Origin of the sequence: Neorhizobium descurainiae (assembly GCF_051400715.1) — a bacterium.
In the GTDB taxonomy this organism is placed as follows: Bacteria; Pseudomonadota; Alphaproteobacteria; order Rhizobiales; family Rhizobiaceae; genus Neorhizobium.
On the sequence record NZ_JBLFFK010000004.1, the window covers coordinates 58,272 to 82,636 of the forward strand.

Annotated in this window: 28 protein-coding genes; 12 read left to right on the forward strand and 16 right to left on the reverse strand. The window is 63.8% G+C overall.

Features of this window, described 5'->3' with window-relative positions; all coding sequences use genetic code 11:
* The first annotated feature begins 109 nt into the window (after positions 1 to 109).
* Positions 110 to 2,860, forward strand: a complete 2,751-nt coding sequence (locus tag ACMGE0_RS09290) for a TIGR02302 family protein (RefSeq protein ID WP_436815571.1) — start codon at positions 110 to 112, stop codon at positions 2,858 to 2,860.
* Between the two features lie 279 nt (positions 2,861 to 3,139).
* Here the strand turns inward: ACMGE0_RS09290 and ACMGE0_RS09295 are convergent, their stop codons facing one another.
* From ACMGE0_RS09295 to ACMGE0_RS09305, 3 genes are all read right to left on the reverse strand, one after another.
* Complete coding sequence (locus tag ACMGE0_RS09295) at positions 3,140 to 3,499, reverse strand: response regulator (RefSeq protein WP_436815572.1); 360 nt, start codon at positions 3,497 to 3,499, stop codon at positions 3,140 to 3,142.
* A 117-nt stretch (positions 3,500 to 3,616) separates the two neighbouring features.
* The gene (gene hpt / locus ACMGE0_RS09300; protein ID WP_436815573.1) at positions 3,617 to 4,159 is read right to left on the reverse strand and encodes a hypoxanthine phosphoribosyltransferase; all 543 of its coding nucleotides are present in this window, start codon (positions 4,157 to 4,159) and stop codon (positions 3,617 to 3,619) included.
* 60 nt (positions 4,160 to 4,219) lie between these two features.
* Positions 4,220 to 4,879: a hypothetical protein gene (locus tag ACMGE0_RS09305; RefSeq protein ID WP_436815574.1), complete on the reverse strand. Its 660-nt coding sequence runs from the start codon at positions 4,877 to 4,879 to the stop codon at positions 4,220 to 4,222.
* 208 nt (positions 4,880 to 5,087) lie between these two features.
* Between ACMGE0_RS09305 and ftsE the strand changes: the two genes are divergently transcribed.
* The 4 genes from ftsE to ACMGE0_RS09325 all read left to right on the forward strand — a co-directional run bounded on the left by ftsE (position 5,088) and on the right by ACMGE0_RS09325 (position 8,463).
* The gene (gene ftsE / locus ACMGE0_RS09310; RefSeq protein WP_436815575.1) at positions 5,088 to 5,747 is read left to right on the forward strand and encodes a cell division ATP-binding protein FtsE; all 660 of its coding nucleotides are present in this window, start codon (positions 5,088 to 5,090) and stop codon (positions 5,745 to 5,747) included.
* 94 nt (positions 5,748 to 5,841) lie between these two features.
* Positions 5,842 to 6,792 carry a cell division protein FtsX gene (locus tag ACMGE0_RS09315; protein WP_436815874.1) on the forward strand — a complete coding sequence of 317 codons (951 nt, stop codon included), beginning with the start codon at positions 5,842 to 5,844 and terminating at the stop codon, positions 6,790 to 6,792.
* A 64-nt stretch (positions 6,793 to 6,856) separates the two neighbouring features.
* Positions 6,857 to 7,588: a YdcF family protein gene (locus ACMGE0_RS09320; RefSeq protein ID WP_436815576.1), complete on the forward strand. Its 732-nt coding sequence runs from the start codon at positions 6,857 to 6,859 to the stop codon at positions 7,586 to 7,588.
* An 83-nt stretch (positions 7,589 to 7,671) separates the two neighbouring features.
* Positions 7,672 to 8,463: a lysophospholipid acyltransferase family protein gene (locus ACMGE0_RS09325; protein ID WP_436815577.1), complete on the forward strand. Its 792-nt coding sequence runs from the start codon at positions 7,672 to 7,674 to the stop codon at positions 8,461 to 8,463.
* On the opposite strand, the gene ACMGE0_RS09330 is transcribed toward ACMGE0_RS09325, so the two are convergent.
* Positions 8,448 to 8,996, reverse strand: coding sequence for a gamma-glutamylcyclotransferase (locus ACMGE0_RS09330; RefSeq protein ID WP_436815875.1), 549 nt, complete (start codon positions 8,994 to 8,996; stop codon positions 8,448 to 8,450). The two genes, ACMGE0_RS09325 and ACMGE0_RS09330, sit on opposite strands and share 16 nt — an antisense overlap.
* Before the next feature lie 38 nt (positions 8,997 to 9,034).
* Between ACMGE0_RS09330 and ACMGE0_RS09335 the strand changes: the two genes are divergently transcribed.
* The gene (locus ACMGE0_RS09335; protein ID WP_436815578.1) at positions 9,035 to 10,039 is read left to right on the forward strand and encodes a DUF2125 domain-containing protein; all 1,005 of its coding nucleotides are present in this window, start codon (positions 9,035 to 9,037) and stop codon (positions 10,037 to 10,039) included.
* Between the two features lie 5 nt (positions 10,040 to 10,044).
* Here the strand turns inward: ACMGE0_RS09335 and ACMGE0_RS09340 are convergent, their stop codons facing one another.
* Positions 10,045 to 10,971 carry a prephenate/arogenate dehydrogenase family protein gene (locus ACMGE0_RS09340; protein ID WP_436815579.1) on the reverse strand — a complete coding sequence of 309 codons (927 nt, stop codon included), beginning with the start codon at positions 10,969 to 10,971 and terminating at the stop codon, positions 10,045 to 10,047.
* The gene (gene hisC / locus ACMGE0_RS09345; protein WP_436815580.1) at positions 10,968 to 12,077 is read right to left on the reverse strand and encodes a histidinol-phosphate transaminase; all 1,110 of its coding nucleotides are present in this window, start codon (positions 12,075 to 12,077) and stop codon (positions 10,968 to 10,970) included. Before hisC ends, ACMGE0_RS09340 begins: the two co-directional genes overlap by 4 nt.
* Before the next feature lie 179 nt (positions 12,078 to 12,256).
* Here hisC and ACMGE0_RS09350 point away from each other — a divergent pair, with 179 nt between their 5' ends.
* Positions 12,257 to 12,685: a nuclear transport factor 2 family protein gene (locus ACMGE0_RS09350; RefSeq protein WP_436815581.1), complete on the forward strand. Its 429-nt coding sequence runs from the start codon at positions 12,257 to 12,259 to the stop codon at positions 12,683 to 12,685.
* Positions 12,686 to 12,688: 3 nt separating this feature from the next.
* Here the strand turns inward: ACMGE0_RS09350 and ACMGE0_RS09355 are convergent, their stop codons facing one another.
* Positions 12,689 to 13,429 carry a class I SAM-dependent methyltransferase gene (locus ACMGE0_RS09355; RefSeq protein WP_436815582.1) on the reverse strand — a complete coding sequence of 247 codons (741 nt, stop codon included), beginning with the start codon at positions 13,427 to 13,429 and terminating at the stop codon, positions 12,689 to 12,691.
* An 88-nt stretch (positions 13,430 to 13,517) separates the two neighbouring features.
* Between ACMGE0_RS09355 and gloB the strand changes: the two genes are divergently transcribed.
* Complete coding sequence (gene gloB / locus ACMGE0_RS09360; protein WP_436815583.1) at positions 13,518 to 14,288, forward strand: hydroxyacylglutathione hydrolase; 771 nt, start codon at positions 13,518 to 13,520, stop codon at positions 14,286 to 14,288.
* Positions 14,289 to 14,708, forward strand: a complete 420-nt coding sequence (locus ACMGE0_RS09365; RefSeq protein WP_436815584.1) for a cupin domain-containing protein — start codon at positions 14,289 to 14,291, stop codon at positions 14,706 to 14,708.
* Positions 14,709 to 14,716: 8 nt separating this feature from the next.
* Here ACMGE0_RS09365 and ACMGE0_RS09370 read toward each other — a convergent pair whose 3' ends face one another.
* From ACMGE0_RS09370 to ACMGE0_RS09380, 3 genes are read right to left on the reverse strand one after another with little or no spacing between them, the layout of a single operon-like run.
* The gene (locus ACMGE0_RS09370) at positions 14,717 to 15,370 is read right to left on the reverse strand and encodes a lysoplasmalogenase family protein (protein ID WP_436815585.1); all 654 of its coding nucleotides are present in this window, start codon (positions 15,368 to 15,370) and stop codon (positions 14,717 to 14,719) included.
* A gap of 35 nt (positions 15,371 to 15,405) precedes the next feature.
* Positions 15,406 to 16,293: an aromatic amino acid exporter YddG gene (gene yddG, locus ACMGE0_RS09375; protein WP_436815586.1), complete on the reverse strand. Its 888-nt coding sequence runs from the start codon at positions 16,291 to 16,293 to the stop codon at positions 15,406 to 15,408.
* A 30-nt stretch (positions 16,294 to 16,323) separates the two neighbouring features.
* Complete coding sequence (locus ACMGE0_RS09380; protein WP_436815587.1) at positions 16,324 to 17,097, reverse strand: DUF3108 domain-containing protein; 774 nt, start codon at positions 17,095 to 17,097, stop codon at positions 16,324 to 16,326.
* Positions 17,098 to 17,359: 262 nt separating this feature from the next.
* On the opposite strand from ACMGE0_RS09380, the gene rpmB reads away from it, so the two are divergent.
* Together rpmB and ACMGE0_RS09390 are read left to right on the forward strand one after the other, a co-directional pair.
* Positions 17,360 to 17,650 carry a 50S ribosomal protein L28 gene (gene rpmB / locus ACMGE0_RS09385; protein WP_037157063.1) on the forward strand — a complete coding sequence of 97 codons (291 nt, stop codon included), beginning with the start codon at positions 17,360 to 17,362 and terminating at the stop codon, positions 17,648 to 17,650.
* Between the two features lie 122 nt (positions 17,651 to 17,772).
* Positions 17,773 to 18,405 (forward strand): queuosine precursor transporter, encoded by a 633-nt coding sequence (locus tag ACMGE0_RS09390; RefSeq protein ID WP_436815588.1) that lies wholly within the window; start codon positions 17,773 to 17,775, stop codon positions 18,403 to 18,405.
* A 23-nt stretch (positions 18,406 to 18,428) separates the two neighbouring features.
* On the opposite strand, the gene ACMGE0_RS09395 is transcribed toward ACMGE0_RS09390, so the two are convergent.
* From ACMGE0_RS09395 to ACMGE0_RS09410, 4 genes are all read right to left on the reverse strand, one after another.
* Entirely contained in the window at positions 18,429 to 19,397 is a 969-nt protein-coding gene (locus ACMGE0_RS09395) for an esterase-like activity of phytase family protein (protein WP_436815876.1), read from the reverse strand.
* A gap of 32 nt (positions 19,398 to 19,429) precedes the next feature.
* Entirely contained in the window at positions 19,430 to 21,328 is a 1,899-nt protein-coding gene (gene cobT, locus ACMGE0_RS09400; protein ID WP_436815589.1) for a cobaltochelatase subunit CobT, read from the reverse strand.
* 19 nt (positions 21,329 to 21,347) lie between these two features.
* The gene (gene cobS / locus ACMGE0_RS09405; protein WP_436815590.1) at positions 21,348 to 22,340 is read right to left on the reverse strand and encodes a cobaltochelatase subunit CobS; all 993 of its coding nucleotides are present in this window, start codon (positions 22,338 to 22,340) and stop codon (positions 21,348 to 21,350) included.
* A 62-nt stretch (positions 22,341 to 22,402) separates the two neighbouring features.
* Positions 22,403 to 23,029 (reverse strand): J domain-containing protein, encoded by a 627-nt coding sequence (locus ACMGE0_RS09410; protein WP_436815591.1) that lies wholly within the window; start codon positions 23,027 to 23,029, stop codon positions 22,403 to 22,405.
* Positions 23,030 to 23,158: 129 nt separating this feature from the next.
* On the opposite strand from ACMGE0_RS09410, the gene ACMGE0_RS09415 reads away from it, so the two are divergent.
* On the forward strand, positions 23,159 to 23,440 hold the full coding sequence (locus tag ACMGE0_RS09415; RefSeq protein WP_436815592.1) for a BolA family protein: 282 nt from the start codon (positions 23,159 to 23,161) through the stop codon (positions 23,438 to 23,440).
* A gap of 144 nt (positions 23,441 to 23,584) precedes the next feature.
* Here the strand turns inward: ACMGE0_RS09415 and ACMGE0_RS09420 are convergent, their stop codons facing one another.
* Entirely contained in the window at positions 23,585 to 23,977 is a 393-nt protein-coding gene (locus ACMGE0_RS09420) for a DUF4087 domain-containing protein (RefSeq protein ID WP_436815593.1), read from the reverse strand.
* Positions 23,978 to 24,002: 25 nt separating this feature from the next.
* Complete coding sequence (locus ACMGE0_RS09425) at positions 24,003 to 24,359, reverse strand: DUF2200 domain-containing protein (RefSeq protein ID WP_436815594.1); 357 nt, start codon at positions 24,357 to 24,359, stop codon at positions 24,003 to 24,005.
* Positions 24,360 to 24,365: the final 6 nt, after the last annotated feature.

A 24,365-nucleotide genomic window follows, 5' to 3' on the forward strand; every position in this document is an offset into this window, starting at 1 on the left:
GGAAACTGCCTAAAATATGGGGGCCAACCGCCCCTTGCCCTCGTCTTCGCCACAAAGACTGCTATCTTGAAAGCTTGAGTTTGCGCCGCCACGACTGGAGACGGACCGCATGAGCTTCACCCGCAAAGGTGCCTTCGAATCGCATCCTGTGCTTGCGCGCCGCGTCGCGCTGAAGCGCTCCTTCGCGCGGATCGTCCTGTTTTTCGAGCGTATCCTGCCGCTGCTGCTCGCCCCCCTGGGGATCGCGGCGCTCTTCCTGTCGGTCGCCTGGTTCGGGATTTTCCGCATCGCGCCGGACTGGCTGCGCTGGGTTCTGCTCGGCGGTTTCGCCTTTGCCTTCGTCTATTCGATCCTTCCTTTCGGCCGGCTGCGCTGGCCGGCGCCGGAAGAGGCCGACCGGCTTCTCGAAGACCGCAACAACCTGCCCCACCAGCCTGTCGCCGTGCAGGAGGACGAACCGGCCTTCGAAACGCCTTACTCCCGAGCGCTGTGGAAGGAACACCAGATCCGCATGGCCGAGCGCATCGCAGCTCTCGATGCCGGCCTGCCGCAGCCCGATATCGCCAGGCACGACCGCTTCGCGCTGCGCGCCATCCCGGCGCTCGTCTTCGTCGTGGCGCTCGGCTATTCCTTCTCGAACGGCGGCGGCTCGCCGGCCGATGCCTTCCGCGCCGCCCCGCCCGCGCCGAGCATCAATCCGGATCTGCGCATCGACGCCTGGCTGACCCCGCCCTCCTATACCGGCCGCGCTCCGATCTTCCTGACGGGCCGCGAGGCGAACCCCGATGCGAACACCGTCTCCATCCCGCAGAATTCCGCGCTCACGGTGCGCGTCACCGGCGGCGAAGGCGGCGAGGACGTGGTCTTCGCGCCCGAAACGGGCGGAGACACGGTGACGCTGATCACCGAAGAAGCCAAGAAGACAGCGGAAGCGGCCGCCAGGCAGCAGCAGAACGGACAGCCGCAGAATGGCGAGCAGGCGGCGCAGCAGGCGCCCGCCCAGCCGGCGGCGGCACCGCAGCCGAACCAGCCGCTGCCTCCGCGCACCTATGCGCTCAACGTCGCCGAGAGCGGCAGCCTGGCCGTCAACGGACAGACCTGGGCCTTCAACGTCATCCCGGACCGTCCGCCGGAAATCGCCTTTGACGGCCAGCCGCGGCGTTCCGTCAACGGCGCGCTGGAGATCGGCTTCACCGGCAAGGACGATTACGGCATCCGCGAAGCCCACGCGCTGATCGAACCCGTGGAGCAGCAGGACGCCGGCGCGACCCCGCTTTATCCGCCGCCGGACTACCGGCTCGACCTGCCGCGCCAGAACGGCCGGGAGGTCAAGGGGCTGACGAGCCGCAACCTCGTCGAACATCCGCTCGCCGGCAAGCGCGTCAGGGTCACGCTCGTCGCCAAGGACGGCGCCGGCCAGACGGGCCGCAGCCCCAGCCATGAGATCGTGCTGCCGTCGCGCGGCTTCTCCGAGCCGTTGGCCGCGGCCGTCGCGGAAGAACGCCAGGTCTTCGCACTCGACACCCGACAGATGCCGAAAGCGATCGCGCTCAACGAAGCGCTGGCGATCCGCCCCGACGAAACCATTCCCAACCTCAGCCATTTCCTGCTGATCCGCTCGGCGCTGGAGCGCATGAAGCTTTCCCGCACAGACGAACAGCTCAAGGATACGGCCGATTATCTGTGGGAGATCGCGCTCGGCATCGAGGACGGCGATCTGTCGCTCGCCGAACGCCGGCTGCGCGACGCCCAGCGCAACCTCGCGGACGCCCTTGAGAACAACGCCTCCGACGAGGAGATCGCCCGGCTGATGCAGGAACTGCGCGACGCGATGCAGCAGTTCATGAACGAGCTCGCCCAGCGGATGCAGAACGCCCCGCAGGCGCCGAACAACATGCAGGCCGAGAACGTCATCCGCCAGCGCGACCTGCAGAACATGATGGACCAGATCGAAAACCTGGCCCGCTCCGGCAATCGGGATGCCGCCCAGCAGCTTCTCTCCGAAATGCAGCGGATGATGAACAACCTGCAGGCGGGCCGCATGCAGCGCGGCCAGCAGGGCCAGCAGCAGAACAGCCAGATGCGCCAGCAGATCGACAAGCTCGGCGAGATCATGCAGGAACAGCAGCGGCTGATGGATCAGACCTTCCAGCTCGACCAGGCGCTGCGCGACCGCATGCAGCGCGGCGATCCGAGCCAGCAGCCCTACGATCAGGGCCAGCAGGGTCAGCAGCAGCAAGGCCAACAGCAACAGGGCCAGCAACAGCAGGGTCAGCAAGGGCAGCAGGGTCAACAGGGTCAGCAGGGCGGGCAGCAGAATACCGACCAGATGACCGCCGAACAGCTGCGCGAGGCGCTGAGGAACCTGCGCGCCCAGCAGGAAGGCCTCGGCAAGAAGCTCGAAGAACTTCAGCAAGGCCTGAAGGGTCTCGGCATGCAGCCCGGCGAAGGCTTCGGCGAGGCTCAGCGCGAGATGGGCAATGCCGGTCGGGCGCTTGGCGAAGGCCAGGGCGAGCAGGCCGTGCAGGGCCAGGGCAATGCGCTCAACGCACTGCGCCAGGGCGCCCAGAACATGATGCAGCAGATGATGCAGGCCATGCAGCAGGGCCAACAGGGCCAAGGCCAGGACCGCGGCCCCGGCGAAGGCATGACCTCGCAGGGCGGCCAGAACGGACGTGATCCGCTCGGCCGGCCGCGCTCCACGTCAGGCCCGGATTTCGGCGATCAGGTGAAGGTGCCGGACGAAATCGACGTCCAGCGCGCCCGCGAGATCCTCGAAGCTATCCGTGAACGGCTGGGCAACGCGCTATCGGGCGAAGCCGAACGGCAATATCTGGAACGGCTGCTGGATATACGGTAGGCGATTGGGGCAGCACGACATCCCCTCACGGGCAATCCATGATTTGGCTCTGCCGCGCAAGGAGGGAAGCAGCCGATCGCCTCCGACGTCATCCTCGGCCTTGTGCCGAGGATCTACCGCACGTCAATTATGACAACCCATTGCAGATGCTCGGGACAAGCCCGAGCATGACGATCGAGGGTGGCCTCTCGGCGTCCTGCGTAGCTGAACGTCAAACTTGGCACCGGGGGAATTGGCTTGTCATGTCATATCTCTAGCGCGTCACGGCCGCGCCAGCCCTCAGGCTGCCAGCGCCGAGGCGACGGCCCTGCGGATATCGGGAAGCGCGAAGGGCTTCTGCACCACATCGACGATCTTGACCGAGAGGTCGTCGGCGCGCTCGCGCTGTTCGGCATAACCGGTCATCAGCAGGATCTTGAGGTCCGGGAATTTTGCGGAAGCCTGGTAGGCCAGCTCGATACCGTCCATGACCGGCATGCGGATATCGGAAAGGAGCAGGTCGAAAGGCCCCTGGCTCAGCTTTTCCAAACCTTCGGCGCCGTCGCCCGCCTCGTATGTTTCATGACCGTCGAGCTGGAGCGCCCGTGCGACGAAGCTGCGGAGCGAATCCTCGTCCTCGGTGATCAGGATCTTTGCCATGGCGCTTGTCGCTCCCTGTTGTGTTTCATATCGGGAGCAAATCACCAGACTTTCCTTGTCGAGGAGTAAACATCAGACGCTGCAGGGCCGGAATGGTTAACACCTTCTCAAGCGGGATCAGGCGTCGCCGGTGACGACGCCGACGAAGGGCAGTTCGCGAAACGCGTAAGCCACGTCCATGCCGTAGCCGACGACGAAATAGTCCGGACATTCGAAGCCGACGTAATCCGCCTCAAGCGCCTCCTTCCGCTTCACCCGCTTGTCGAGCAGCACGGCGATCGAGACGTGGCGGGCGCCGCGCTCGTAAAGCATCTCCTTGGCGAATTTCAGCGTGCGGCCGGATTCGAGGATGTCGTCGATCAGCAGCACGTCGCGGTCCTTCACGTCGCTGTCGATGTCCTTGACGATGCGCACGCCCTGAGAGACCGTGCCGGCGCCGTAGCTCGAAAGCGTGATGAATTCCACCTCCGGCGCAAGCCCCACGTCGTGCAGCGCGCGCAGCAGGTCGGCGGCGAAGATGAACGAGCCCTTGAGGATCGCGATGACGAGCAGATCCTTGGTCGGGCCGGCGGCGATTTCCGCGGCCATGGCCCGGTTGCGTTCGGCGATCTGTTCGGGGCTGTAAAGCGGCTCAATGGTCTTGCCGCGTACGACGGGCATGAGGCTCTCCGTGTCCGTTAAAGCGCTCCGATAGCACGAACGGCACGAAAATAGAAAGGTTCAGGCGCCGCGCTCGGTCAGCGAAAGGCGAAGGTCCGGCAGTTTTCCACCGGGATGCGGCACGCGTGCCGAGAAACCGCGGCTCTGGCCGCCCGCTATGGCGGAGACCGGCGGCGAGATCAGCGTGCTCGCCACCAGCGCCTCGCCGGACATCAGCTCCGCGCGGATCGACGGCATGGCGAGGCTTTCGCCGCTGCGGTTCTCGACGATGCCGTTGATCAGGAGCACGCGCATGCCGTTGGCATCCTGCGGGGTCATGGTGACATGGGTGATGTCGAGAGGAGGACCGGCCTTAGCCGTTTCCGAACCGGCGAACAGAAAGGAGAAGCCGCCCGCGAGACCGAAGACCAGGACGAAGACGACCGCCACGACCGCCGAGAAGAAATCCGCGGAAAGACGCCCGAGAGCGCGCTCGCCGGCGGCGACGATCCGCTCCGGGAACGGCTGCTTCGCGGCCGCTGGCTGCGCCGGCTTGCGGCGGTTGTCGTTGCCGAAGCGCGGTGACGATCCGCGCCGGGCGGCTTCGCGAACGGTGACGAACTGGGCGTCGACCACTTCGCCGCGCGGCTGGAACACGCGCCTCCCCCTGCCGGCAGCTTCCGGGGGCAGGATGTCCATGCGGACGACCGTCCTGCCCTGCTCGTTGCGGAACGTGCTCATGGGGCCCTCTTCGGCCCGTTTTCCCCGGTGTTCGGGGGTGGCGGGCATTGAAACGAATCCCGCTCAGTTGTAAATTCGAGTGGTTAACGCTTTGCAAACGCGGCCCGAAATTAGCCCTTTTCCGCGCGTGATTTAACCCTTCGTTTACCCGGGTCGTTAAGAGATAACGAGCACCAAAAAGTTTAAAGAGTGAGGATTGGGTCATCCGTTGATTCATTTCGAAAACGTCGGCCTGCGCTACGGGATGGGGCCGGAGATTCTCCGGGACATGACCTTCGACATCCCGAAGCGGTCGTTCCAGTTCCTGACGGGACCGTCGGGCGCCGGAAAGACGACGCTTTTGCGCCTGCTCTTCCTGTCGCTGCACCCGACACGCGGCATCATCCATATGTTCGGGCGCGACCTCTCGCAGATCCCGCGCCCGGAACTGCCCATGCTGCGCCGGCGCGTCGGCATCGTTTTCCAGGATTTCCGGCTGCTCGACCATCTCACCACCTACGAGAACGTGGCGCTGCCGTTGAGGGTCCGCGGCAAGGAGGAAGGTTCCTATCGCAACGATGTGATCGAGCTTCTGAAATGGGTCGGGCTCGGCGAACGCATCAACGTTCTGCCGCCGGTCCTGTCGGGCGGCGAGAAGCAGCGCGCCGCGATCGCCCGGGCATTGATGGACCGGCCGGAGATCCTGCTCGCCGACGAGCCGACCGGCAATGTCGATCCGCCGATGGCGCGGCGGCTCCTCAGCCTTTTTCTCGAACTCAACCGGCTTGGCACCGCCGTCGTGATCGCCACCCATGACCTGGCTTTGATGGATCAGGTGGATGCCCGGCGGATGATCCTGACCGAAGGGCGGCTCGACATCTATGAATGAGCTCAACCCGAAAATCCTGAAGGCCGCGAAGAGGCAGAAGCCCGGCAGCGATCCGCAGCCGGCGGAACCGGCCCAGCAGCCGCGCCGCGCCGAGATGCGGGTGCGGCCGACGGCGCCGATCCTGCCGCCTTCCAACATCCAGGGCAATGCGCTGATGGTGGTGATCGCCATCATGGCCTTCCTCGCCTGCCTGACGCTTGGCGCGGTCACCATGGTGAGAGCGACGGCGGCGAGCTGGCAGAGCCAGATCTCCCGCGAGATCACCATCCAGATCAAGCCCGACGAAGGGCTCGACATGGAGGCGGCGCTCAAGAAGGCCCGCGATCTGGCGCTCACCTTCGTCGGAACGCGCGAAGGCACGATCATGGACGAGAACGCCACCGCCCGGCTTCTCGAGCCCTGGCTCGGCGCCGGGCTGAACCTTGACGATCTGCCCGTGCCCCGCCTCGTCATCGTCACCATCGACGAGCAGAACCCGCCCGATTTCGCGGCCATGCGCGATCTCCTGAAGACGGAAATCCCGCAGGCCTTCCTGGACGATCACCGCACCTGGGTGGACCGCCTGGTCTCCATGGCGCATACGACGGTGCTGATCGGCACGGGAATCCTGATCCTGGTGTTCACCGCGATGATCCTGACCGTCATCTTCGCGACGCGCGGCGCGCTCTCCGGCAATCGTCATATCGTCGAGGTGCTGCATTTCGTCGGCGCGGAGAGCTCCTTCGTGGCGAGCGAATTCCAGAAGCACTTTTTGAAGATCAGCATCAAGGGTTCGGCCGCCGGCGGCGCGCTGACGGCAGCCCTGTTCGCGGTCGCCAACATCTGGCAGGCCAATTCGCTGGCGACGCCGGAGAGCGACCAGGCGACCGCGCTTTTCGGCTCCTTCACCATCGGCGTCACCGGCTATCTCGGCATCTTCGCCACGATGATCGTGATCGCCCTGCTGACGACGCTGACCGCCCGGTTCACCGTCATGCGCACGATCGACGAAATCGATCTCATCCGTTCCGATCCGGCGCGTTCCGACGGGTTGCCCGCTTCTTGAACCGGACCCTTTGACCCGATAGGTTGGCCCTGTTCTCGCCACGAATCTCCGGCTATGGACAGTCATGACACCGGCCCAGATGACACCCGACGATGGAGCGGATCGCAAGCCGCAGCGCCCGCCTGCGGGGCTGCTCTCGCGGCAGGGCCGGCTGCGCTGGGTCGCGCGCCGCGTCATCATGGTCTGCGTCCTCGGCATCGCCGTGCTTTTCGGCGGCTTTCTGTGGTTCGCCAACGCCGTCACCTCACTCAGGGCGCCGGACGGCGTGAAGGCCGACGCGATCGTCGTGCTGACCGGCGGCTATCTGCGCATCGAACAGGCGCTCGGCCTCCTGCGCGATGGAGCCGGACAGCGGCTTCTGATCTCCGGCGCGCATCCCTCCACCACGCCCAATCAGATCCGCAAGGTGACCCAGGCCTCGCCGGACCTCTTCGCCTGCTGCGTGGATATCGGCTATGACGCCATCGACACGATCGGCAATGCCAACGAGATCACCCGCTGGATCCATGACCATGGCTACAAATCCGTGCTGGTCGTGACCAACAATTACCACATGCTGCGCAGCCTCCACGAATTGCGCCGCGCCGATCCGGTGACCGAGTTCATCGCCTATCCCGTGGTCAACTCCGATCTCACCCGCAAAGCCTGGTTCGCCGAGCCGGACGTGCTGCGCACCATGCTCGCCGAATACGTCAAGGTCGTGCTCGCCACATTGCGCGACTGGGTCGGCATCGAGCGGGGCACCGGGCTGCGCACGGGCAGCGATACCAAAACGGCCGCAAAGCCCGCACTCTGAATTCTTTGCGCTGTGTGCGCCGAATGCTTTTTTCAGGCGGCGATCTCGTGTAGGCAACGCCTGTCCAGAAGGAATTCCGCTTCATGCTGCTTTTGCGTTCGGTTCTTTTCAACATCGCTTTTTATACGAATCTCATCGTCCGCATGATCGTGCTGAGCCCGATCTATTTCGTGCTGCCTCGCAAGGAAGCGTATCGCATACCCAAGGCCTGGGCCGCCTCGAACAATTGGCTGATGTCGAAGATCGTCGGCGCAACGTTCGAGATCGAAGGCATGGAAAATATTCCGGAGGGCGGCTGCATCTTCGCACCCAAGCATCAGTCCGCATGGGATACGTTCGCACTGCTCCCCTTTCAGCGTGATCCCGTCTACATTCTCAAGCGGGAGCTGATGTGGATTCCGCTGTTCGGCTGGTACGCCGCCAAGCAGAGGATGATCCCGGTCAATCGCGGCGCGCGCGGCAAGATCATGGTCGAGGTGATGCAGCGCACCAGGGAAGAGATGGCGAACGACCGCCAGCTCATCATCTATCCCGAAGGGACCCGCCGCCCGCCGGGAGCCGAACCGCAATACCGCTACGGCATCGCCCGCATCTATCGCGACGTTGCGGTGCCGGTCGTGCCGGTCGTCGCCCATTGGGGCCTGTTCTGGGGCCGCCGCAAGCTCATCAAATATCCGGGCCATTTCAAGGTGCGCATCCTGCCGCCGATCGCGCCCGGCATGGACCCTGACGCCTTCTACGAGCACCTGGTCGAAACGCTGGAGCGGGAGAGCGACAGGCTGCTCGTCGAAACGGTCGAGGCCAATCCGCATCTGCCGTTGCCGCCGACCGCGGTAAAGCGCCTGGCGGAATTGAAGGCTCAGACGGCCGCCTGAAGACGTCCCGAGACGGCGGCACCCACACCTTCCAGCCAATGATCGCGGATGCCCATCTCCTTGAGATGCGAAAGCGTATTGAAGACATAGGCATCGTTAGGGCCGGACTGGCCGACGGACGCGCGGACGATCCGGGCCGCTTCCTCGACGTCGAGCGCGCCGGCATATTGCACGTGCTGACGATCGACGATGTAGCCGACCGCCTTCACCTGCCGCCCGCCGCCGAGCGAAACCGGCAGGATCTTCTCCTTGTAGACATTGGTGACGAGTTCGCGGCGACGGAGGTAATCGAGCACGTCCTCCCGGCCCTCCCCATTCACCCGGAACGCGACGCCGCGGCAGGAGCCGCCGCGGTCGAGGCCGAGCACGAGGCCGGGATGTTCCGGCGTGCCGCGATGCACATAGGACCATACGCAGAGGGAACGGCGAAAACCGAAGGCGCGCGCGGGCCGTCTTTCCTCAAACGCAAAACCCGGATTCCACATCAGCGACCCGTAGCCAAACACCCAAAATTCGTCCATATCCCACGCCACGTCGTATTCGAGAATCGAAGCCACCATTGGAGAACATCATGGCAGCGTCAAGCCGAAGCGGTGTCACGGGAAAATTATGGCTCCTCGCCTTCGGCGTCGTGCTGATCGTCGCGCTTTACACCGCCGGCTGGTTCTATGCGGCCTCGACGCTGCGGGAACGGACGCTCGCCCAGCTCGGCAGCCACGAGAGGAACGGCATTTCCGCCCGGTGCGACGATGCGGACTATCGCGGCTATCCCTTCCGGATCGGCCTGTTCTGCTCGAAAGTCGCCGTCGACGACCGGGTGAACGGCATTTCCGCCACCTTCGGCTCCCTGCGTTCCGCCGCCCAGGTCTACGATCCCGGCCATATCGTCTGGGAGCTCGATTCGCCGGTCGAGATCCGCACGGGCCATGGCCTGACGGTCTCATCTGCCTGGGAGAATTTCCAGTCGAGCCTCATCACCAAGCTCAAGGGCGTCGAGCGCACGTCCGTGGTCATCGAGAACTCCAAGACCAGCATCGCATCGGCAGCGACGGGCGAGACCTTCGACATCAGCGCCGGCCATACGGAAATCCATCTGCGGCAGAACGGCAACGATCTCGATGCGGCCATGACGCTGGAAGGCACCGACATGACGATGAGGGATATGCCGCGGCTTCTTCCCCGGCTGACGGCCAATGCCGACGTGACGCTTGCGGGCCGCGCCGGGATGATCGACGGCTCCGATCCGAACGGGCTCGTTCTTTACGGCACCAGGGGCGAGATGCGCAGCCTTTCCGCCGATCTCGGCGAGGGCCGGCTGATCACCCTTTCAGGTCCCTTTTCCTTCGACGAGCGGGGTTATCTCTCGGGCAGGCTGAAGCTCAGGATCGAGCAGATCGATGCCTGGCGCAACAGTCTCGGCGAGACCTTCCCGGACATCGCCCCGACGCTCGAAACCGTCGCCCGGATGCTCTCCGCGCTCGGCGGCGGCAGCAACGCCTCGATCGACCTCACCATCAACCGCGGCAAGGTCCTTGCCGGCGGCTTCATTCCGATCGGCGAGATCCCGCCGATCTGACCAGGTTATTTCTTGTCCAGCGCATGACGGCCGAAATCCGGCGCGTCGACGTCCTGGCCGGCCTCAATGATCGAACGGCGGATGGCGCGGGTGCGGGTGAAGAGCTCGAAGAGCTTGTCGCCCTCGCCCCAACGGATCGCCCGCTGCAGATAGGCGAGGTCTTCCGAAAACCGCGCCAGCATTTCGAGGATCGCATCCTTGTTGTGCAGGCAGACGTCGCGCCACATGGTGGGATCGGAGGCGGCAAGGCGCGTGAAATCGCGAAAGCCGGATGCGGAATATTTGATGACTTCCGCATCCGTCACCGTCTCCAGATCGTCCGCCGTGCCGACGATGTTGTAGGCGATGATATGCGGCAGGTGGGAGACGATCGCCAGCACCTTGTCGTGGTGCTGCGGGTCCATCTCGTCGATGCGCGAGCCGAGCGCCGTCCAGAAGGCCTTGAGCCTGTCGAGGGCGGCCTGATCGGTATCCGGCAACGGCGTGAAGATGCACCAGCGGTCGCGGAAGAGGCCGGCAAAGCCCGCATCGGGACCGGACTTCTCCGTCCCCGCCAGCGGATGGCCGGGGATGAAATGCACGTTTTCCGGCATATGCGGCGCCATCTGGGCGATGACGGACGCCTTTGTTGAGCCGACATCGGTGACGATGGCGCCGGGTTTGAGGCTGCCGGCGATCTGCTTTGCCACCGCTTCGGAGGCACCGACCGGTACGGAGACGATGACGAGATCGGCGCCTTTCGCTGCCTCCGCGGCGGAGGCCACGTAGCGATTGCCGAGCTCCAGTTCCTCGGCGCGCGTCAGCGTCTCGGCGCTGCGGGTGGAGATCACCACCTCGCCGGCGAGCCCCAGCTCCTTGACGTCGCGGGCGATCGACGACCCGATGAGGCCGATGCCGATCAGCGCGATCCGGTCGAAATGCGGCCTGGTCATACGCTTCTACTCATGAATTCGCCGAGCGCCTCGATGACGCCGCGGTTTGCTTCTTCCGAGCCGACGGTCATGCGCAGCGCGTTCGGAAAGCCATAACCTTTCACCGCACGCAGGATATAACCCCGGCTCGTCAGGAAGGCATCCGCCTCGGGGGCGCGCTTGCCGTCCACGTCCGGGAAGTGGATGAGGATGAAATTGGTGACCGACGGGGTGACCTTGAGGCCGATCGCCTGAAAGGCATGGGTGAGCTTGTCGAGCCAGAGCATGTTGTGCTCGACCGCCTTTTCGACGAAGGCCTGGTCGCGGATCGCGGCCGCACCCGCGGCGATCGCCGGCGCATTCATGTTGAACGGGCCGCGCACGCGGTTCAGCGCGTCTAGGATGCCGGCGGGGCCGTACATCCAGCCGATGCGCAGCGCCGCAAGACCGTAGACCTTCGAGAAGGTGCGGGTCATCACGACGTTGCGGTTGCTGGAAACCAGCTCGAGCCCGGCTTCGTAATCGTTCTTCTTCACATATTCCGCGTAAGCCGCATCGAGCACGAGGATGACATGCTTCGGCAGGCCGGCATGCAGGCGGCGGATATCCGCAACCGGCACATAGGTGCCTGTCGGATTGCCCGGATTGGCGATGAAGACCATCTTGGTCTTCTCCGTCACTGCGGCGAGGATCGCGTCGACGTCGACCGCGCAGTCCTTCTCCCTGACCTCGACCGGTTTGGCGCCCGCTCCCATGATCTGGATCTTGTAGACGAGAAAACCGTGCTCGGTGATGATCGCCTCGTCGCCATGGCCGAGATAGACGTGGCAGAGCAGGCCGAGCAACTCGTCCGAACCGTTGCCGCACATGATATTCGCGACGTTGAGGCCGTGCACGGCGGCGATCGCCTCGCGCAGCGCCAGCGCCTGTCCGTCCGGATAGAGTTCAAGATGCTCGGCGGCTTGCCTGAAGGCTTCGATCGCCTTCGGGCTTGCCCCAAGCGGCGTTTCGTTGGAGGAGAGCTTGAAGACGCGAGCGACGCCAGGAGCATGTTCCTTGCCGGGTACATAGGCGGCGATATCCAGTATGCCTGGACGCGGAACGGGCTCACTCGTGACGATGCTCATCGGATCAACCTTTTCGGAAATGCCGGATTGGCGGGTGATTTAAGTGGCATTAAAGCCGAAATCGGCCTTTGTCGAGATATGCCGGTTTCTGCCATCCATTCGATTTCTTTATGCCGATTGTCAGAAATGCCGTCGACGATACGTCTTCCAGGGGAGCAAACTCAAAGGAGTGAAAAATCATGAGCGTTGGAGACCATGACGATATCAGGGTTTTGCTGGACGATTGGGCGCAGGCGCTGCGCGACAAGAATGCAGATGCGATCATCTCCTGCCATTCCGCCACCGTCCGTACATTCTCGCTCGCCCCGCCGCTGGAGGCGATCGGGAACGACAGGGCGGGCCTGCAGGCGTGGCTGGATACCTGGGAAGGCGGCCTTGAGTATGACATCCGGAATACCGATCTGCGCGTGGGGGGCGACATCGCATGGTGCAGTGCGCTGGCATGGCTCGCCGGCCGGAAGATCGGCAAGGAAAAAAGCGGTTTCTGGTTTCGCCTGACCGTCACCTTCGCACGTGAGGATGGCCGCTGGAAGATCGCGCACACGCACGAATCCGTTCCCTTCGCGATGGACGGACAGCCGCTTGCGCTCTTCGACCTGAAGCCGTGAGGCTTACCGCACCCGCGTGGTCGGCACGCCCTGCGGCGCCAGCACCGGCACGAAGACGCGGCGGGAGGCACGCGCCGCGACCGGCAGGCCCTGGTAGAGACGTTTCTGCGCTTCAAGCACGATGACGCCGGAAAAAACCGGCCAGAAGCGCCGGCCCAGGCGCTCGAAGACATGGCGGAGCTTCAGGACGGCGCGGATCTTCGAGGGCGGAAAGAACAGCGCCTCGGCGCTCGCACCCGGCGTGAAATTCGTCTCGCGCAGAAGCGAGGTGAGCTGGCCGCGCGAATAGGGCCGGCCGGAGCCGAAGGGCGTGTGCTCCATGCGCGCCCAGACGCCGCGCCGGTTCGGCACGACGATCACGAGCCGGCCGCCGGGCGCCAGCACGCGCCAGAGCTCCTTCAGCGTCTCGCGCGGGTTTTCCGCGAATTCCAGCGAATGCACCATCAGCACGCGGTCGATGGAACTGTCCGGCAGCGGCAGTTCCTCGTCGAAGACCAAGGCCGTGGAAGAGAGTTCGCCGACCGGCCAGTTCACCGCCCCCTGCCCCGCAGGCATGAAGGCGAAGGTGCGTTCCGTATCGGAGCGGAAGCGGTCGAGATAAGGCACGGCGTAACCGAGCCCCACCAGCCGCTCCTCCGGCAGCCGCGCCCAGAGCGAGGACAGCGCCATCGCGATCGACTGCTCGGCAAGGTGGCCGAGAGGCGAGTGATAGAATTCGCGGAGATCGACGATATCGGCGGACATCTAAAAATGCTGTCAGGCAGTGGTTGGACTTCGGGAACGCAGTCTCTACATTGTCCCGCAAAGAGATTTGAGCAATAGGGGCGAGCGTATGAAACCACTGGAACTCGAAGTTTTTTCATGCCGAAGCGATAATTACGGCGTCCTCGTGCACGATCCGGAGAGCGGGCTGACGGCTTCGGTCGACGCGCCGGAGGAAAAGCCGATCGTCGAGGCCGCCGCCCGCCGCGGCTGGAAGATCACCCATATCTTCACGACCCATCACCACACCGACCATGTGGAAGCCAACCTGGCGCTCAAGGAAAAATTCGGCCTGGACATCATCGGCCCGTTCAACGAGGCGGTGGCGATCCCCGGCCTCGACAAGACCATGGCGGACGGAGACGAATTCCAGTTCGGCGAACACCTCGTGCGCGTCATCGAGACGCCCGGCCATACCGCCGGCCACATCTGCTACCATTTCCCCGACGACAAGATCCTCTTTGCGGCCGACACGCTCTTTGCGCTCGGCTGCGGCCGCATCTTCGAACGTCCGGCTGCCGACATGTGGCATTCGCTGCAGAAGCTCGCCGTGCTTCCGGACGAGACGGCCGTCTATTTCGGCCACGAATACACGCTCTCCAACGCCAAATTCGCGCTGACTATCGATCCGGACAACGAGCGGCTGCAGGCCCGCGCGAAGGAGATCGAGGAAGCCCGCGCCGCCGGCAGGTTCACCATTCCGACGACGATGGGCCTGGAGAAGGAAACCAATCCCTTCCTGCGCGCCGCCGATCCCGCCATCCGCCGCAACCTGCTGATGGAAAGCAGGACGAACGAGGAAGTCTTCGCCGAGATCCGCAAGCGCAAGGACAATTTCTGAATGGAAGCCGAGGACATCATCGAAGCGCTCGGCATGCAGCGCCACCCCGAAGGCGGCTGGTATGTCGAGACCTTCCGGGACGATCGCGGCGCGGCACGCGCCCACTCGACGGCGATCTATTACCTGCTGCAGGCGGGCGAACGGTCGCATTGGCACCGGGTGCGCGATGCGGCGGAGGTCTGGCATTTTCATGCGGGCGATCCGCTGCTGCTCAGGATTTCCGACGGCAGGACGGTCGAAACGATAACGCTCGGCATCGATCTGGCGAAGGGCGAGCGTCCGCAGGGCGTGGTGCCGGCGGATGCCTGGCAGGCCGCCGAGCCGCTCGGCCGCTTCACGCTGGTCGGCTGCACGGTCGCGCCCGGCTTCGAGTTTGCGAGCTTCGAAATGGCGCCGCCGGGATGGGAACCCTCGGCCTAGAGCGTTTCCTAGAAGCGCGGCAATCCGGCGAACGCCAGCGTGAAGATGAGCTGGGCGGCGTAATAGGTGCCCCAGACGAAGGATTTCAGCCGCTTCGTTGCCGGAGAGCCGGGCTTCACGAGAAATTTCTGAACGGCAAGCGCCGCATCCGACATCACGAACAGCGCTGCGCCCGCCGATGGCGGAACAGGCCAGAGCATCAGCGCCGAGAGCGCCATGGCGATGATCGCGATCGCATAGACCGCGATGGGAAGGACGAGCTTGCCGGCGGGCCGCCAGAGCACAAGAAGCATCATCCCCAGCAGGACGACGAAGGTCCAGGCCAAGGCGTAACGCCAGGGGCTGCCGACGACCAACCCCGGCTCGATCGCCGGCCAGAACAGCGCCACATAAGCAAGATGCGAGAAAAGGAATGCCGCAAGGCCCGCGATGAAAGCCGCCTCGCCCTCGTAAGCAAGGCAGGCGTCGCCAAGCGCTCCCAATGCCAGCGCCGCGACGAGCAACAAGGGTGCACCGGCGAGCAGGGCGTAAACAGCCAGCAACAGCACCGGCATGGTTTTCAGCACTGCGCGCGGATGGCTCGCCGGCCTCTCCAGCCAGCGGAAATGGAAAAGCGCGAGCGCAAGCGACGCGGCCAGCACGACGGACGAAAAGACGGACATTTCTCCCCCCAACGCCTCCGGTTCCTCGGAGACGCCTATTCAGCAACAGCCTCGGCGATCGGCTTCGGCCGGAACATGTCCCGCGCCGCGAGCACTGCGCCGCCCGTGATCAGCAGGCAGGCAAGCAGGATGCGCCAGTCAGGCTCGGCAAAGCCGGTGACGACCAGGATCAGCGTCGACAGAAGCGGCGCGGCATAGCTTGCCGCCCCGATGATCTGGATATCGCCGTTCTTGACGCCATAGTCCCAGGCATAGAATGCGGCCCCGACCGGCAGGAGGCCAAGACCGACGACCGCCGCCCACTCCCCCGCATCGGCCGGCCAGACGGTGGTTTCCAGCGCCAGATGGCAGACCAGCGACAGAGCCGAGGTCGCAAGGCAGAAGCCGGTCACCACGTCGGTGGAGACCCGGTCGAAGCGCCGCGTCAGCAGCGAATAGCCCGACCAGGTGAAGGCGCAGAGGAAAGCCGCGCCATAACCGAGCGTATAGGCGCCATCGAAGGAGAGGCCGTTGCGCGAGACGATGGCGATCGTGCCGCAAAGGCCGGCGATCGCGCCGACCACGTGGTACCAGCGCAGCCTCTCTCCCGGCAGCAGCGCGGAGCCGACGACGATCAAAAGCGGCCAGAGATAGGCGATGAGCCCCGCCTCCACCGCCGGCGCATTCCGCAGCGCCGTGAAATATAGGAAATGATAGCCGAACAGGCCGCCGATGCCCGTGATCCAGACTTTCGGGGGCTGCTTCAGGAATGCGATGCGCCGGGGCTTTACAAGGAAGAGGAGAAGCCCCGGCAGACTGCCGATCGCGAAGGTCACGGCGGAGAGCTGGAAGGGCGGCATCTTGCCGGAGGCGGCGGTCATCAGAGCAAGCAGCGACCACATCAGGATCGCCGTAAAGCCGATCAACGTTCCCCGGACTTTCACTCGTGCCCCCTTGACGCCGACGAACCGGCGTCAGCCGCCATATTTGACGGCCTTCACATAAACGTCGCCCATCCGCGTCGGGATGCGGGCGTAGACGGGAGCATATACATTCACCGATTGCGCCTTGGCAAACCAGATTTCCATCGGCATCTTCTTCAGATACTCGATATCGCTGCGGCCGCGCCGGAAGCCGGATTTCGGCATGTAGCGGATCGAGCAGACGATCGCCTCTCCCTTGAAGCCGTCCGTCGAAAACGGCCTTGTACCCTTGGGCGTCAGCACGAGATCCATGCGCGATTCGCCGTCGTAGATCGGCAGGCGGCTCGGGCAGACCTTCGCGTCCGCGGGAAAGATGAGGCCGCTCAAGGGATCGAGAACGGAATGCAAATCCGTCTCCGTCACCGGAATCCAGGTTTCCGGATTGCGCCTCGGAGCGGGCTTGATCGTCGTTTCGGTGACGTCGCCGTTGCGGTATTCGACGTCATAGACCCGCGTGCGGCGGCCGTTGCTGTAGACGAGGTTGTAGCGGTCGGCCTGCAGCCTGTCGGCCTGCATGCGCCCGCTCACGTTCGTTTCCGCGGATATCCGGCTGATGATGTTCACGATCCCGGCGGACCTGAACGTGCCGGTGATCTTGTAATCCTTGCTGTTGAATTCGCTGGCAAACGACGCCTTGGCGATCGGCAGGATGCCGAGCGAGATGTCGTATTCGCTGACATGCCGGATTTCCGCCGAGCCGAGCGGCATCGCCGTGAGCCCGAAGATGAGCATGAAGGCACTGACGAAACGGCCGCGAAGGATCATATTTCCGCCCTGAACGATGACGACGCCACGTTCCTCTGATCAAGCGTCTTCCCGCCGACATATAGACCGGGCATAATGGCAAGAAAATAGCGGCATAATCCCGGTAGAGGCGGAATCTCTCCGGCTCCGGCCGAGGTTTTGGCTTGACGCGGCGGGTCTCACTGACTATAGAACCGCAACTTTCCAATCAGGACCAGTTGGATCGGCGCGCCGGGCATTGTCCGGAAGAGCCATCCGATTGCAGAAGAACAAAGGTGTATCCATGTCTCGTGTGTGCGAACTGACCGGCAAGGGCGTTCAGACCGGCAACAATGTAAGCCACGCCAACAACAAGACCCGCCGCCGGTTCCTGCCGAACCTCTGCCAGGTCACGTTGATCTCCGACGCTCTCGGCCAGCGCTTCCGTCTGCGCGTTTCCGCGCACGCCCTGCGTTCCGTCGAGCATCGCGGCGGCCTCGATGCCTTCCTGCTGAAGTCCGACGAGAACGAACTGTCGATGCGCGCCCGCCTGCTGCGCCGCCAGATCGTCAAGAAGACCGCCGAAGCCGCCTGATCGCTTCGCGACATATCATCCGGCTTTTGAGGGAGGCTTGAACGGGTAAGACCGGACAAGCCTTTTCTCTTGGCCCGCATAGCACTCCAACTGGTGGCATCACCCAGGATAAAAAAATACGAATGACCCGCTTTACCCTTATCTATGCCCTGCTCATGGCGGCCGTCGTCGTCGCCTCGAACTTCCTCGTGCAGTTTCCGGTTATCGGCACGTTCTGGGGCATTGCCCTCGGCGATCTTCTGACCTGGGGCGCCTTCATCTATCCCGTCGCCTTCCTGGTGACCGATCTCGCCAACCGGCAGTTCGGACCTTCGGTCGCCCGCCGCGTCGTTCTTGCAGGCTTTGTCGTCGGCGTGACGCTTTCCTTCCTGGCTTCCGCGCCGCGCATCGCCGTCGCCTCCGGCACCGCCTATCTGATCGGCCAGCTTCTCGATATTTCGGTCTTCAACCGGCTGCGCCGCCAGACCTGGTGGCGCGCGCCGCTCGCCGGCTCCCTGCTCGGTTCGGCGCTCGACACGCTGCTGTTCTTCTCGCTCGCCTTCGCCCCCGTTTTCGCCTTCATCGGTCCGAACGAGGATTTCGCGATCGCCTCGGCTCCGATCCTCGGCGTCCTTACGGCGGAAGCCCCGCGCTGGATTTCCTGGGCGCTCGGTGATCTCGTCGTCAAGATCCTGGTGGGCGTCGTCCTGCTCTTGCCCTACGGCGCGCTGATGAACGTGCTGAAGCCGATGCCGCAGGTGGCGCCGGCTCGCTGAGCATCACCATCACTCCGGTTGAATTACTGGTTCAGCCGGAATTCCAGCATCACATTGCGCTGCAAGATATTGCCGTTGTCGTCCGAGACCAGGATGAGATGCGGCTTGCCTTCCGGCCCGACGACGACGTCCAGCCCTTCCATATTGTCGATCGCATAGCCCATGTCGGCGTCGAGGAGGACTTCTCCGTCCACCACGGCGCCGGGACGGATGCTCTCGCCCTTGATCCGGCGGATGCGCATGCCGAGCCCACCCATGAAGCTGAAGCGGCGTTCGAGCAGCAGGAAATCGCCGTCCGGCAGAAAAGCGCCGTCTGTCGCGTCGTAGGGATCATGGCGCACCACGGAAAACGGACCCCGGAGCGGCCCTTCCAGGATCGCCGCCAGCAGATTTCCGTCATTGTCCAGGCTGTGCTCCGTCACGACCACCAGCGATCCCTTGAGCGGGCTTGACGAGGGCGAGACGGCTACCGTCTCCATGCCGGCATTCCTTCGCAACTCGTGGCGCGGAATGAGGAAATCGATGGTTTTCAACGGTCCCGATGTCTCGAAACCCGGATCGGGATAGACATCGACGCGGTGCAACTGCTCGAAACTGACGATCGCCTGGCCCCGGCGCAGTGCCAGCCCTTCCGCATCCGTATTGTATTTCGATCCCGGACGCCCGCCCCGGAACAGGATCGGGTTGATCGAGATATCGGTCAGACCCGCAAGGCGTCCTTCCGCATCCCGTTCGATCCGGCCGGTCAGCCAGCCGCCGGTATCGAGCACGGAGACGAAGCTCCGCCCGTCGGCGCGGAAGCGGATACCCGACAGCGATTGCAACCGGCTGTCAGAGGACGAGAACTCGATGCCGCCGAGGAATTCGAGGGTACCGAACCGCGTCTCCGCCGATCCTCGCTTGAACTCCGTGATCGCCCGCGCCCTGACCGCTACATTCTCCATGGCGGGTGCCACGGGAAAGGCGATCGCGCCGAAAAGGACGGCCCACAGCGCGACGCGGGAAAGCTTCAAGAACGCGGGCCTCAACCGGCCCGCCGCAGACGGCCCGCCGGTGCGCCGGCATTTTCCTCGAAGAGAGCGGCAAGCTGCTCGGTCATGGCGCCGGCAAGCTCGTCCGCATCCACGATCGTCACGGCCTTGCGGTAGTAGCGCGTCACGTCGTGGCCGATGCCGATCGCCAGAAGCTCGACCGGCGAACGCGTCTCGATCTGCTCGATCACCGCGCGCAGGTGCCGTTCGAGATAGTTGCCGGGGTTGACCGACAGCGTCGAGTCGTCGACCGGAGCGCCGTCGGAGATCATCATCAGGATCTTACGTTGTTCCGGACGGTGGATCAGGCGTTGATGCGCCCACATCAGCGCCTCGCCGTCGATGTTTTCCTTGAGCAGGCCCTCGCGCATCATCAGGCCGAGATTGCGGCGCGACCGGCGCCAGGGCGCATCGGCCGACTTGTAGACGATGTGGCGCAGGTCGTTGAGACGGCCGGGCGTCGCGGGCTTGCCGCTCGCCAGCCATTTCTCACGCGCCTGACCGCCCTTCCAGGCCTTGGTCGTGAAGCCGAGGATTTCGACCTTGACGCCGCAGCGCTCCAGCGTGCGGGCGAGAATGTCGGCGCAGGTGGCGGCAACCGTGATCGGCCGGCCGCGCATCGAACCGGAATTGTCGATGACGAGAGACACGACCGTATCGCGGAACTGCGTATCGCGCTCCTTCTTGAAGGAGAGCGGCTGCATCGGATCGATGATGAGGCGCACGAGACGCGCCGGATCGAGATAACCCTCTTCCAGGTCGAAATCCCAGGAGCGGTTCTGCTGCGCCATCAGGCGGCGCTGCAGGCGGTTGGCAAGACGGCCGACCGCACCCTGAAGATGGGCGAGCTGCTTGTCGAGGAAAGCGCGCAACCGGTCGAGCTCGGCCTCGTCGCAGAGCTCCTCGGCCATGACCTCCTCGTCGAATTCCTGCGTGAAGATCTTGTAATCGACCTTCTCGTTGAAATCGTCGAAGGGGCTTTGGGGCCGGCGGGTTTCGCCCGGCGTCTCGGAATGCTCGTCGCTGTCGTCGGACATGTCGTCGTCGGACATTTCGGCGCCGTCCATCTCTCCTTCGTCGAGTTCTTCGTCGGAGGCTTCGCTCTGCTCGGCGGGAGCCGCATCCGAGCCGGCCTCTTCCTCGACCTCCTCGTTCTCGGTCTCTCCGCTGCGCGGCTGGTCTTCCTCGCTGGGGTTCTCCATCTCCTCCGGCTCGGTGTCCTCGTCCGCGAACTCCTCCGCCATCTGCATGGAGGTCAGCATGTGCCGAACGAGCCTGGCGAAGGCCTGCTGGTCTTCGATCACGCCCTTGAGATTGTCGAGATCGCCCGCCGTCTTTTCCTCGATGAAGGGACGCCAGAGGTCGAGCACCTTGCCGGCGCTTTCCGGCGGCTTCTGCCCCGTCAGCTTTTCGCGCACCAGCATGGCGACGGCTTCGCCGACCGGCGCATCCTCCTGCCGCTCGATGCCGGAGAAATTCGCCTTGGCGTATTTCTCATCGTGCATGGAGTTGAGGTTGGCGGCCATGCCGGCCATGCGCAGCGCGCCGATCGATTCGACGCGTGCCTGCTCGACCGCATCGAAGACGACGCGCGCATCGGCGCCCTGCGGCGACATGGCGGCATGTACGTTCGTGTCGTGGCAGGCGAGCCGAAGCGCCATGGAATCGCCGAGCCCACGGGTCACCGCGAGTTCGTGCGCCGTCGGCCGCTTGGAGATTTCCGGCAGGCGGATGCGCTCGCCGGCAAGGCCCGGACGCTCGTTTGCGAACGTGACCTCGACTTCCGCGTCGCCGGCGATCGAGCGCACGCAGCCGGTGATCGCCCGGCGCAACGGCTCGGTATCGACCGGCCCGCCGGGTTTGGCTTTCGAATTGTCTCCGCGACCTGCCATGACCCTCGCCCCTTCGGCTTCAAGCTCCGAGAACGATGTTGGCGGCGCTTTCCTTCAGCTCGATCCCGAAGGCGCGCTGGTAGTGTTCGGCAACCAGCGTGCGTTCCAGCTCGTCGCACTTGTTGAGGAAGGTGATGCGGAAGGCGAAGGCGATGTCGCCGAAGATCTCGGCATTTTCCGCCCAGGTGATGACCGTGCGCGGGCTCATGACGGTCGAGAGATCGCCGTTGATGAAGGCCGAACGGGTAAGGTCCGCGACGCGCACCATCTTCGAAACCGTCTCGCGGCCCTCGGCCGTGCTGCCGAACGATTTTACCTTGGCGGCGACGATATCGACTTCCTTCTCGTGCGGCAGGTAGTTCAGCGTGGTCACGATCGACCAGCGGTCCATCTGCGCCTGGTTGATCTGCTGCGTGCCGTGATAGAGGCCGGTCGTGTCGCCGAGGCCCACCGTGTTGGCGGTGGCGAACAGGCGGAAGGCCGGGTGAGGACGGATGACGCGGCTCTGGTCGAGCAATGTCAGGCGGCCGGAGGATTCCAGCACGCGCTGGATGACGAACATGACGTCCGGACGGCCGGCATCGTATTCGTCGAAGACGAGCGCCACATTGTGCTGATAGGCCCAGGGCAGGATGCCGTCCTTGAATTCGGTGACCTGCTTGCCGTCCTTCAGAACGATCGCGTCCTTGCCGACGAGGTCGATACGGCTCACATGGCTGTCGAGATTGACGCGCACGCACGGCCAGTTGAGGCGGGCGGCGACCTGCTCGATATGGGTGGACTTGCCGGTGCCGTGGAAGCCGGACACCATCACACGCCGGTTATGCGCGAAGCCTGCGAGGATGGCGAGGGTCGTATCGCGGTCGAAAAGGTAATCGGGGTCGAGGTCCGGGACGTAGGGATCGCCGCTGCTATAGGCCGGAACCTTGATATCGGTATCGATGCCGAAAACTTCCCGGACCGAAACGGTCGTATCGGGAAGATTGGAAATATCCAAATCAATCTTACTCATCATCTCTCCAAGGCGCGGGCCGCCGCCCGGCCGTCATCCTCACTGCCATAATTTTTACGGCTTTAGCAGAAACCCGCCTGCTTCAACAACTGATATGCTTGAATCACGGCGCGAAAACGTTCTTCCGAACCGCGGTCTCCGCCGTTGGCATCCGGGTGGTGCTTCTTGACCAGTTCCTTGTAACGGCTCTTGATCTCGGTCGCCGTGGCGCTTGCCGTCAGCCCCATCGTGTCGAAGGCCTTCGCCTCGAGCGTCTTCAGCTTGCGTTCCTGCGTCTCGAAGCGCGATCCGCCGCCCGGACGGGTCTGCGACACGAAACCGAACGGGTCCTTGAACCGGTGCGCAGCCGCTCCGCCCGAACGCATGGTGGAATGGAGCGGCGCATGCTTCGCAGCCTTGTTGACGCCGAGCGTCCAGGTCGGGCGGTGGCCGGTCACCGCCTCCTTCTGGTAACGGGCGATCTCGCCGTCGGAAAGGCCGGAAAAGTAGTTGTAGCCCTTGTTGTATTCCTTCACGTGCTCGAAACAGAAGAGGAAAAACTGGCCTTCCGCATTGCGGCCCACGGGAGCGCGGTGGACGCCGGGCTTGTCGCACCCGTCCCACTGGCAGGTCGGCGCTTGGGCGACCGTTTCCTGCTCCCTGTTCCGGCGCGTCCGGATACGATCGAAATATTTGGAATCTAGCTTCATAAGGCCCTCATTATGGGATGGCCGGCTGGGTACGACAAGAATTGACAAAGCGCTTTGTTACTGGTTTCTGGGATGCCCCTTTTTGCATCGCGTCAATGTGCGATCCGAACGTCGCAACGGAGCCGAAAAATGTCCCTCAAAGCCCGGATCGAAGCCACGCTCACCGAAAACCTCGAGCCCGAACGGCTGATCGTTCTCGACGAAAGCCATCAGCACGCCGGTCATCAGCCGCAGTTCACCGGAGCGGGCGAGACCCATATGCGGGTTCGCATCGTCTCTGCGAAATTTGCCGGAATGAGCCGGCTCGACCGGCATCGGACGGTGAATGAACTGCTTAAATCCGAGTTCGACGCGGGCCTGCATGCCCTCGCGGTGGAGGCCGCAGCACCCGGCGAACCGACACGCTGGTAGCAGGTCTTAGATAGGCATGACGGGGCGATAGGCCAAGGTCTCGCCAGTATGAGAATGCCGCTTAGCCGGCGGCGACCGCCATCTTTTCCCGATTCCCCTGCGACGAGTCGCGGCACGTTGGCGCCCGTTGCGGTCATCGCCCTGTCATGAGCCTTGCGGTGCCGGTAAGGTCTTATCATGACGGCAGGCAGAAAGCGGCCGGATTGTCCCCGAATACACCTTGGTGATACGTTGCGTCCTCGCGTCGGCATCTACCCGCAAGCACGCACAGCCGTAGCCATAGCCTGCCCCCGGCACGTTCGTTTCGACGAACTGCTTGCTGTCGAAGGCAGGCGCCTTCTCCGCATCGACGGCATCAGGTCCCTCTGCCTCTCCTTGCGAGGTTATGCTCCAGGTTGCGTCCTTATCGGTGAGCCAGAGGTTTCCGGACGTGGGCATTTCATACCACCCGCAGCGGGTTTCCGACGCATTTCCTTGGGTTGCTGCCAAGAGCGCGCAGGCGCTCGCCAGAAGAAGTTTGGCCGGCGACTTAAGCATTGCTTAGCCTTCCCTTTTCGCGGAACTAGGATGCATACCGCAGGATTTTCTCCATCGCTTTTCCCTTCGCGAGTTCGTCAATCAATTTGTCCAGGTAGCGGATTTCCCGCATAGTGGGTTCCTGGATTTCTTCCACGCGGATGCCGCAGATCACGCCTGTAATCAAGGATCGGGAAGGATTCATCTGAGGCGCTTGCGCAAAGAAATCCTCAAAGTTGGTCTTCTTCGCCAACTGATCGCCCAAGGTCTCCGGGCTGTATCCCGTCAGCCAACAGATGATTTCATCGACCTCTGCCTTGGTGCGCCCCTTCTTCTCCGCCTTGGCGATATAGTGGGGATAAACGCTCGCGACGCTGATTGAATAGATGCGATGCTTCATCATACGTCC

Excerpts from the sequence above, each read along its gene's own strand:
- ACMGE0_RS09290 (WP_436815571.1), top strand. The coding sequence starts at position 110 with ATGAGCTTCACCCGCAAAGGTGCCTTCGAATCGCATCCTGTGCTTGCG.
- ACMGE0_RS09295 (WP_436815572.1), bottom strand. The coding sequence starts at position 3,499 with ATGGCAAAGATCCTGATCACCGAGGACGAGGATTCGCTCCGCAGCTTC.
- hpt (WP_436815573.1), bottom strand. The coding sequence starts at position 4,159 with ATGCCCGTCGTACGCGGCAAGACCATTGAGCCGCTTTACAGCCCCGAA.
- ACMGE0_RS09305 (WP_436815574.1), bottom strand. The coding sequence starts at position 4,879 with ATGAGCACGTTCCGCAACGAGCAGGGCAGGACGGTCGTCCGCATGGAC.
- ACMGE0_RS09315 (WP_436815874.1), top strand. The coding sequence starts at position 5,842 with ATGCGGGTGCGGCCGACGGCGCCGATCCTGCCGCCTTCCAACATCCAG.
- ACMGE0_RS09320 (WP_436815576.1), top strand. The coding sequence starts at position 6,857 with ATGACACCGGCCCAGATGACACCCGACGATGGAGCGGATCGCAAGCCG.
- ACMGE0_RS09325 (WP_436815577.1), top strand. The coding sequence starts at position 7,672 with ATGCTGCTTTTGCGTTCGGTTCTTTTCAACATCGCTTTTTATACGAAT.
- ACMGE0_RS09335 (WP_436815578.1), top strand. The coding sequence starts at position 9,035 with ATGGCAGCGTCAAGCCGAAGCGGTGTCACGGGAAAATTATGGCTCCTC.
- ACMGE0_RS09340 (WP_436815579.1), bottom strand. The coding sequence starts at position 10,971 with ATGACCAGGCCGCATTTCGACCGGATCGCGCTGATCGGCATCGGCCTC.
- hisC (WP_436815580.1), bottom strand. The coding sequence starts at position 12,077 with ATGAGCATCGTCACGAGTGAGCCCGTTCCGCGTCCAGGCATACTGGAT.
- ACMGE0_RS09350 (WP_436815581.1), top strand. The coding sequence starts at position 12,257 with ATGAGCGTTGGAGACCATGACGATATCAGGGTTTTGCTGGACGATTGG.
- ACMGE0_RS09355 (WP_436815582.1), bottom strand. The coding sequence starts at position 13,429 with ATGTCCGCCGATATCGTCGATCTCCGCGAATTCTATCACTCGCCTCTC.
- gloB (WP_436815583.1), top strand. The coding sequence starts at position 13,518 with ATGAAACCACTGGAACTCGAAGTTTTTTCATGCCGAAGCGATAATTAC.
- ACMGE0_RS09365 (WP_436815584.1), top strand. The coding sequence starts at position 14,289 with ATGGAAGCCGAGGACATCATCGAAGCGCTCGGCATGCAGCGCCACCCC.
- ACMGE0_RS09370 (WP_436815585.1), bottom strand. The coding sequence starts at position 15,370 with ATGTCCGTCTTTTCGTCCGTCGTGCTGGCCGCGTCGCTTGCGCTCGCG.
- ACMGE0_RS09380 (WP_436815587.1), bottom strand. The coding sequence starts at position 17,097 with ATGATCCTTCGCGGCCGTTTCGTCAGTGCCTTCATGCTCATCTTCGGG.
- rpmB (WP_037157063.1), top strand. The coding sequence starts at position 17,360 with ATGTCTCGTGTGTGCGAACTGACCGGCAAGGGCGTTCAGACCGGCAAC.
- ACMGE0_RS09390 (WP_436815588.1), top strand. The coding sequence starts at position 17,773 with ATGACCCGCTTTACCCTTATCTATGCCCTGCTCATGGCGGCCGTCGTC.
- cobT (WP_436815589.1), bottom strand. The coding sequence starts at position 21,328 with ATGGCAGGTCGCGGAGACAATTCGAAAGCCAAACCCGGCGGGCCGGTC.
- cobS (WP_436815590.1), bottom strand. The coding sequence starts at position 22,340 with ATGAGTAAGATTGATTTGGATATTTCCAATCTTCCCGATACGACCGTT.
- ACMGE0_RS09410 (WP_436815591.1), bottom strand. The coding sequence starts at position 23,029 with ATGAAGCTAGATTCCAAATATTTCGATCGTATCCGGACGCGCCGGAAC.
- ACMGE0_RS09415 (WP_436815592.1), top strand. The coding sequence starts at position 23,159 with ATGTCCCTCAAAGCCCGGATCGAAGCCACGCTCACCGAAAACCTCGAG.
- ACMGE0_RS09420 (WP_436815593.1), bottom strand. The coding sequence starts at position 23,977 with ATGCTTAAGTCGCCGGCCAAACTTCTTCTGGCGAGCGCCTGCGCGCTC.
- ACMGE0_RS09425 (WP_436815594.1), bottom strand. The coding sequence starts at position 24,359 with ATGATGAAGCATCGCATCTATTCAATCAGCGTCGCGAGCGTTTATCCC.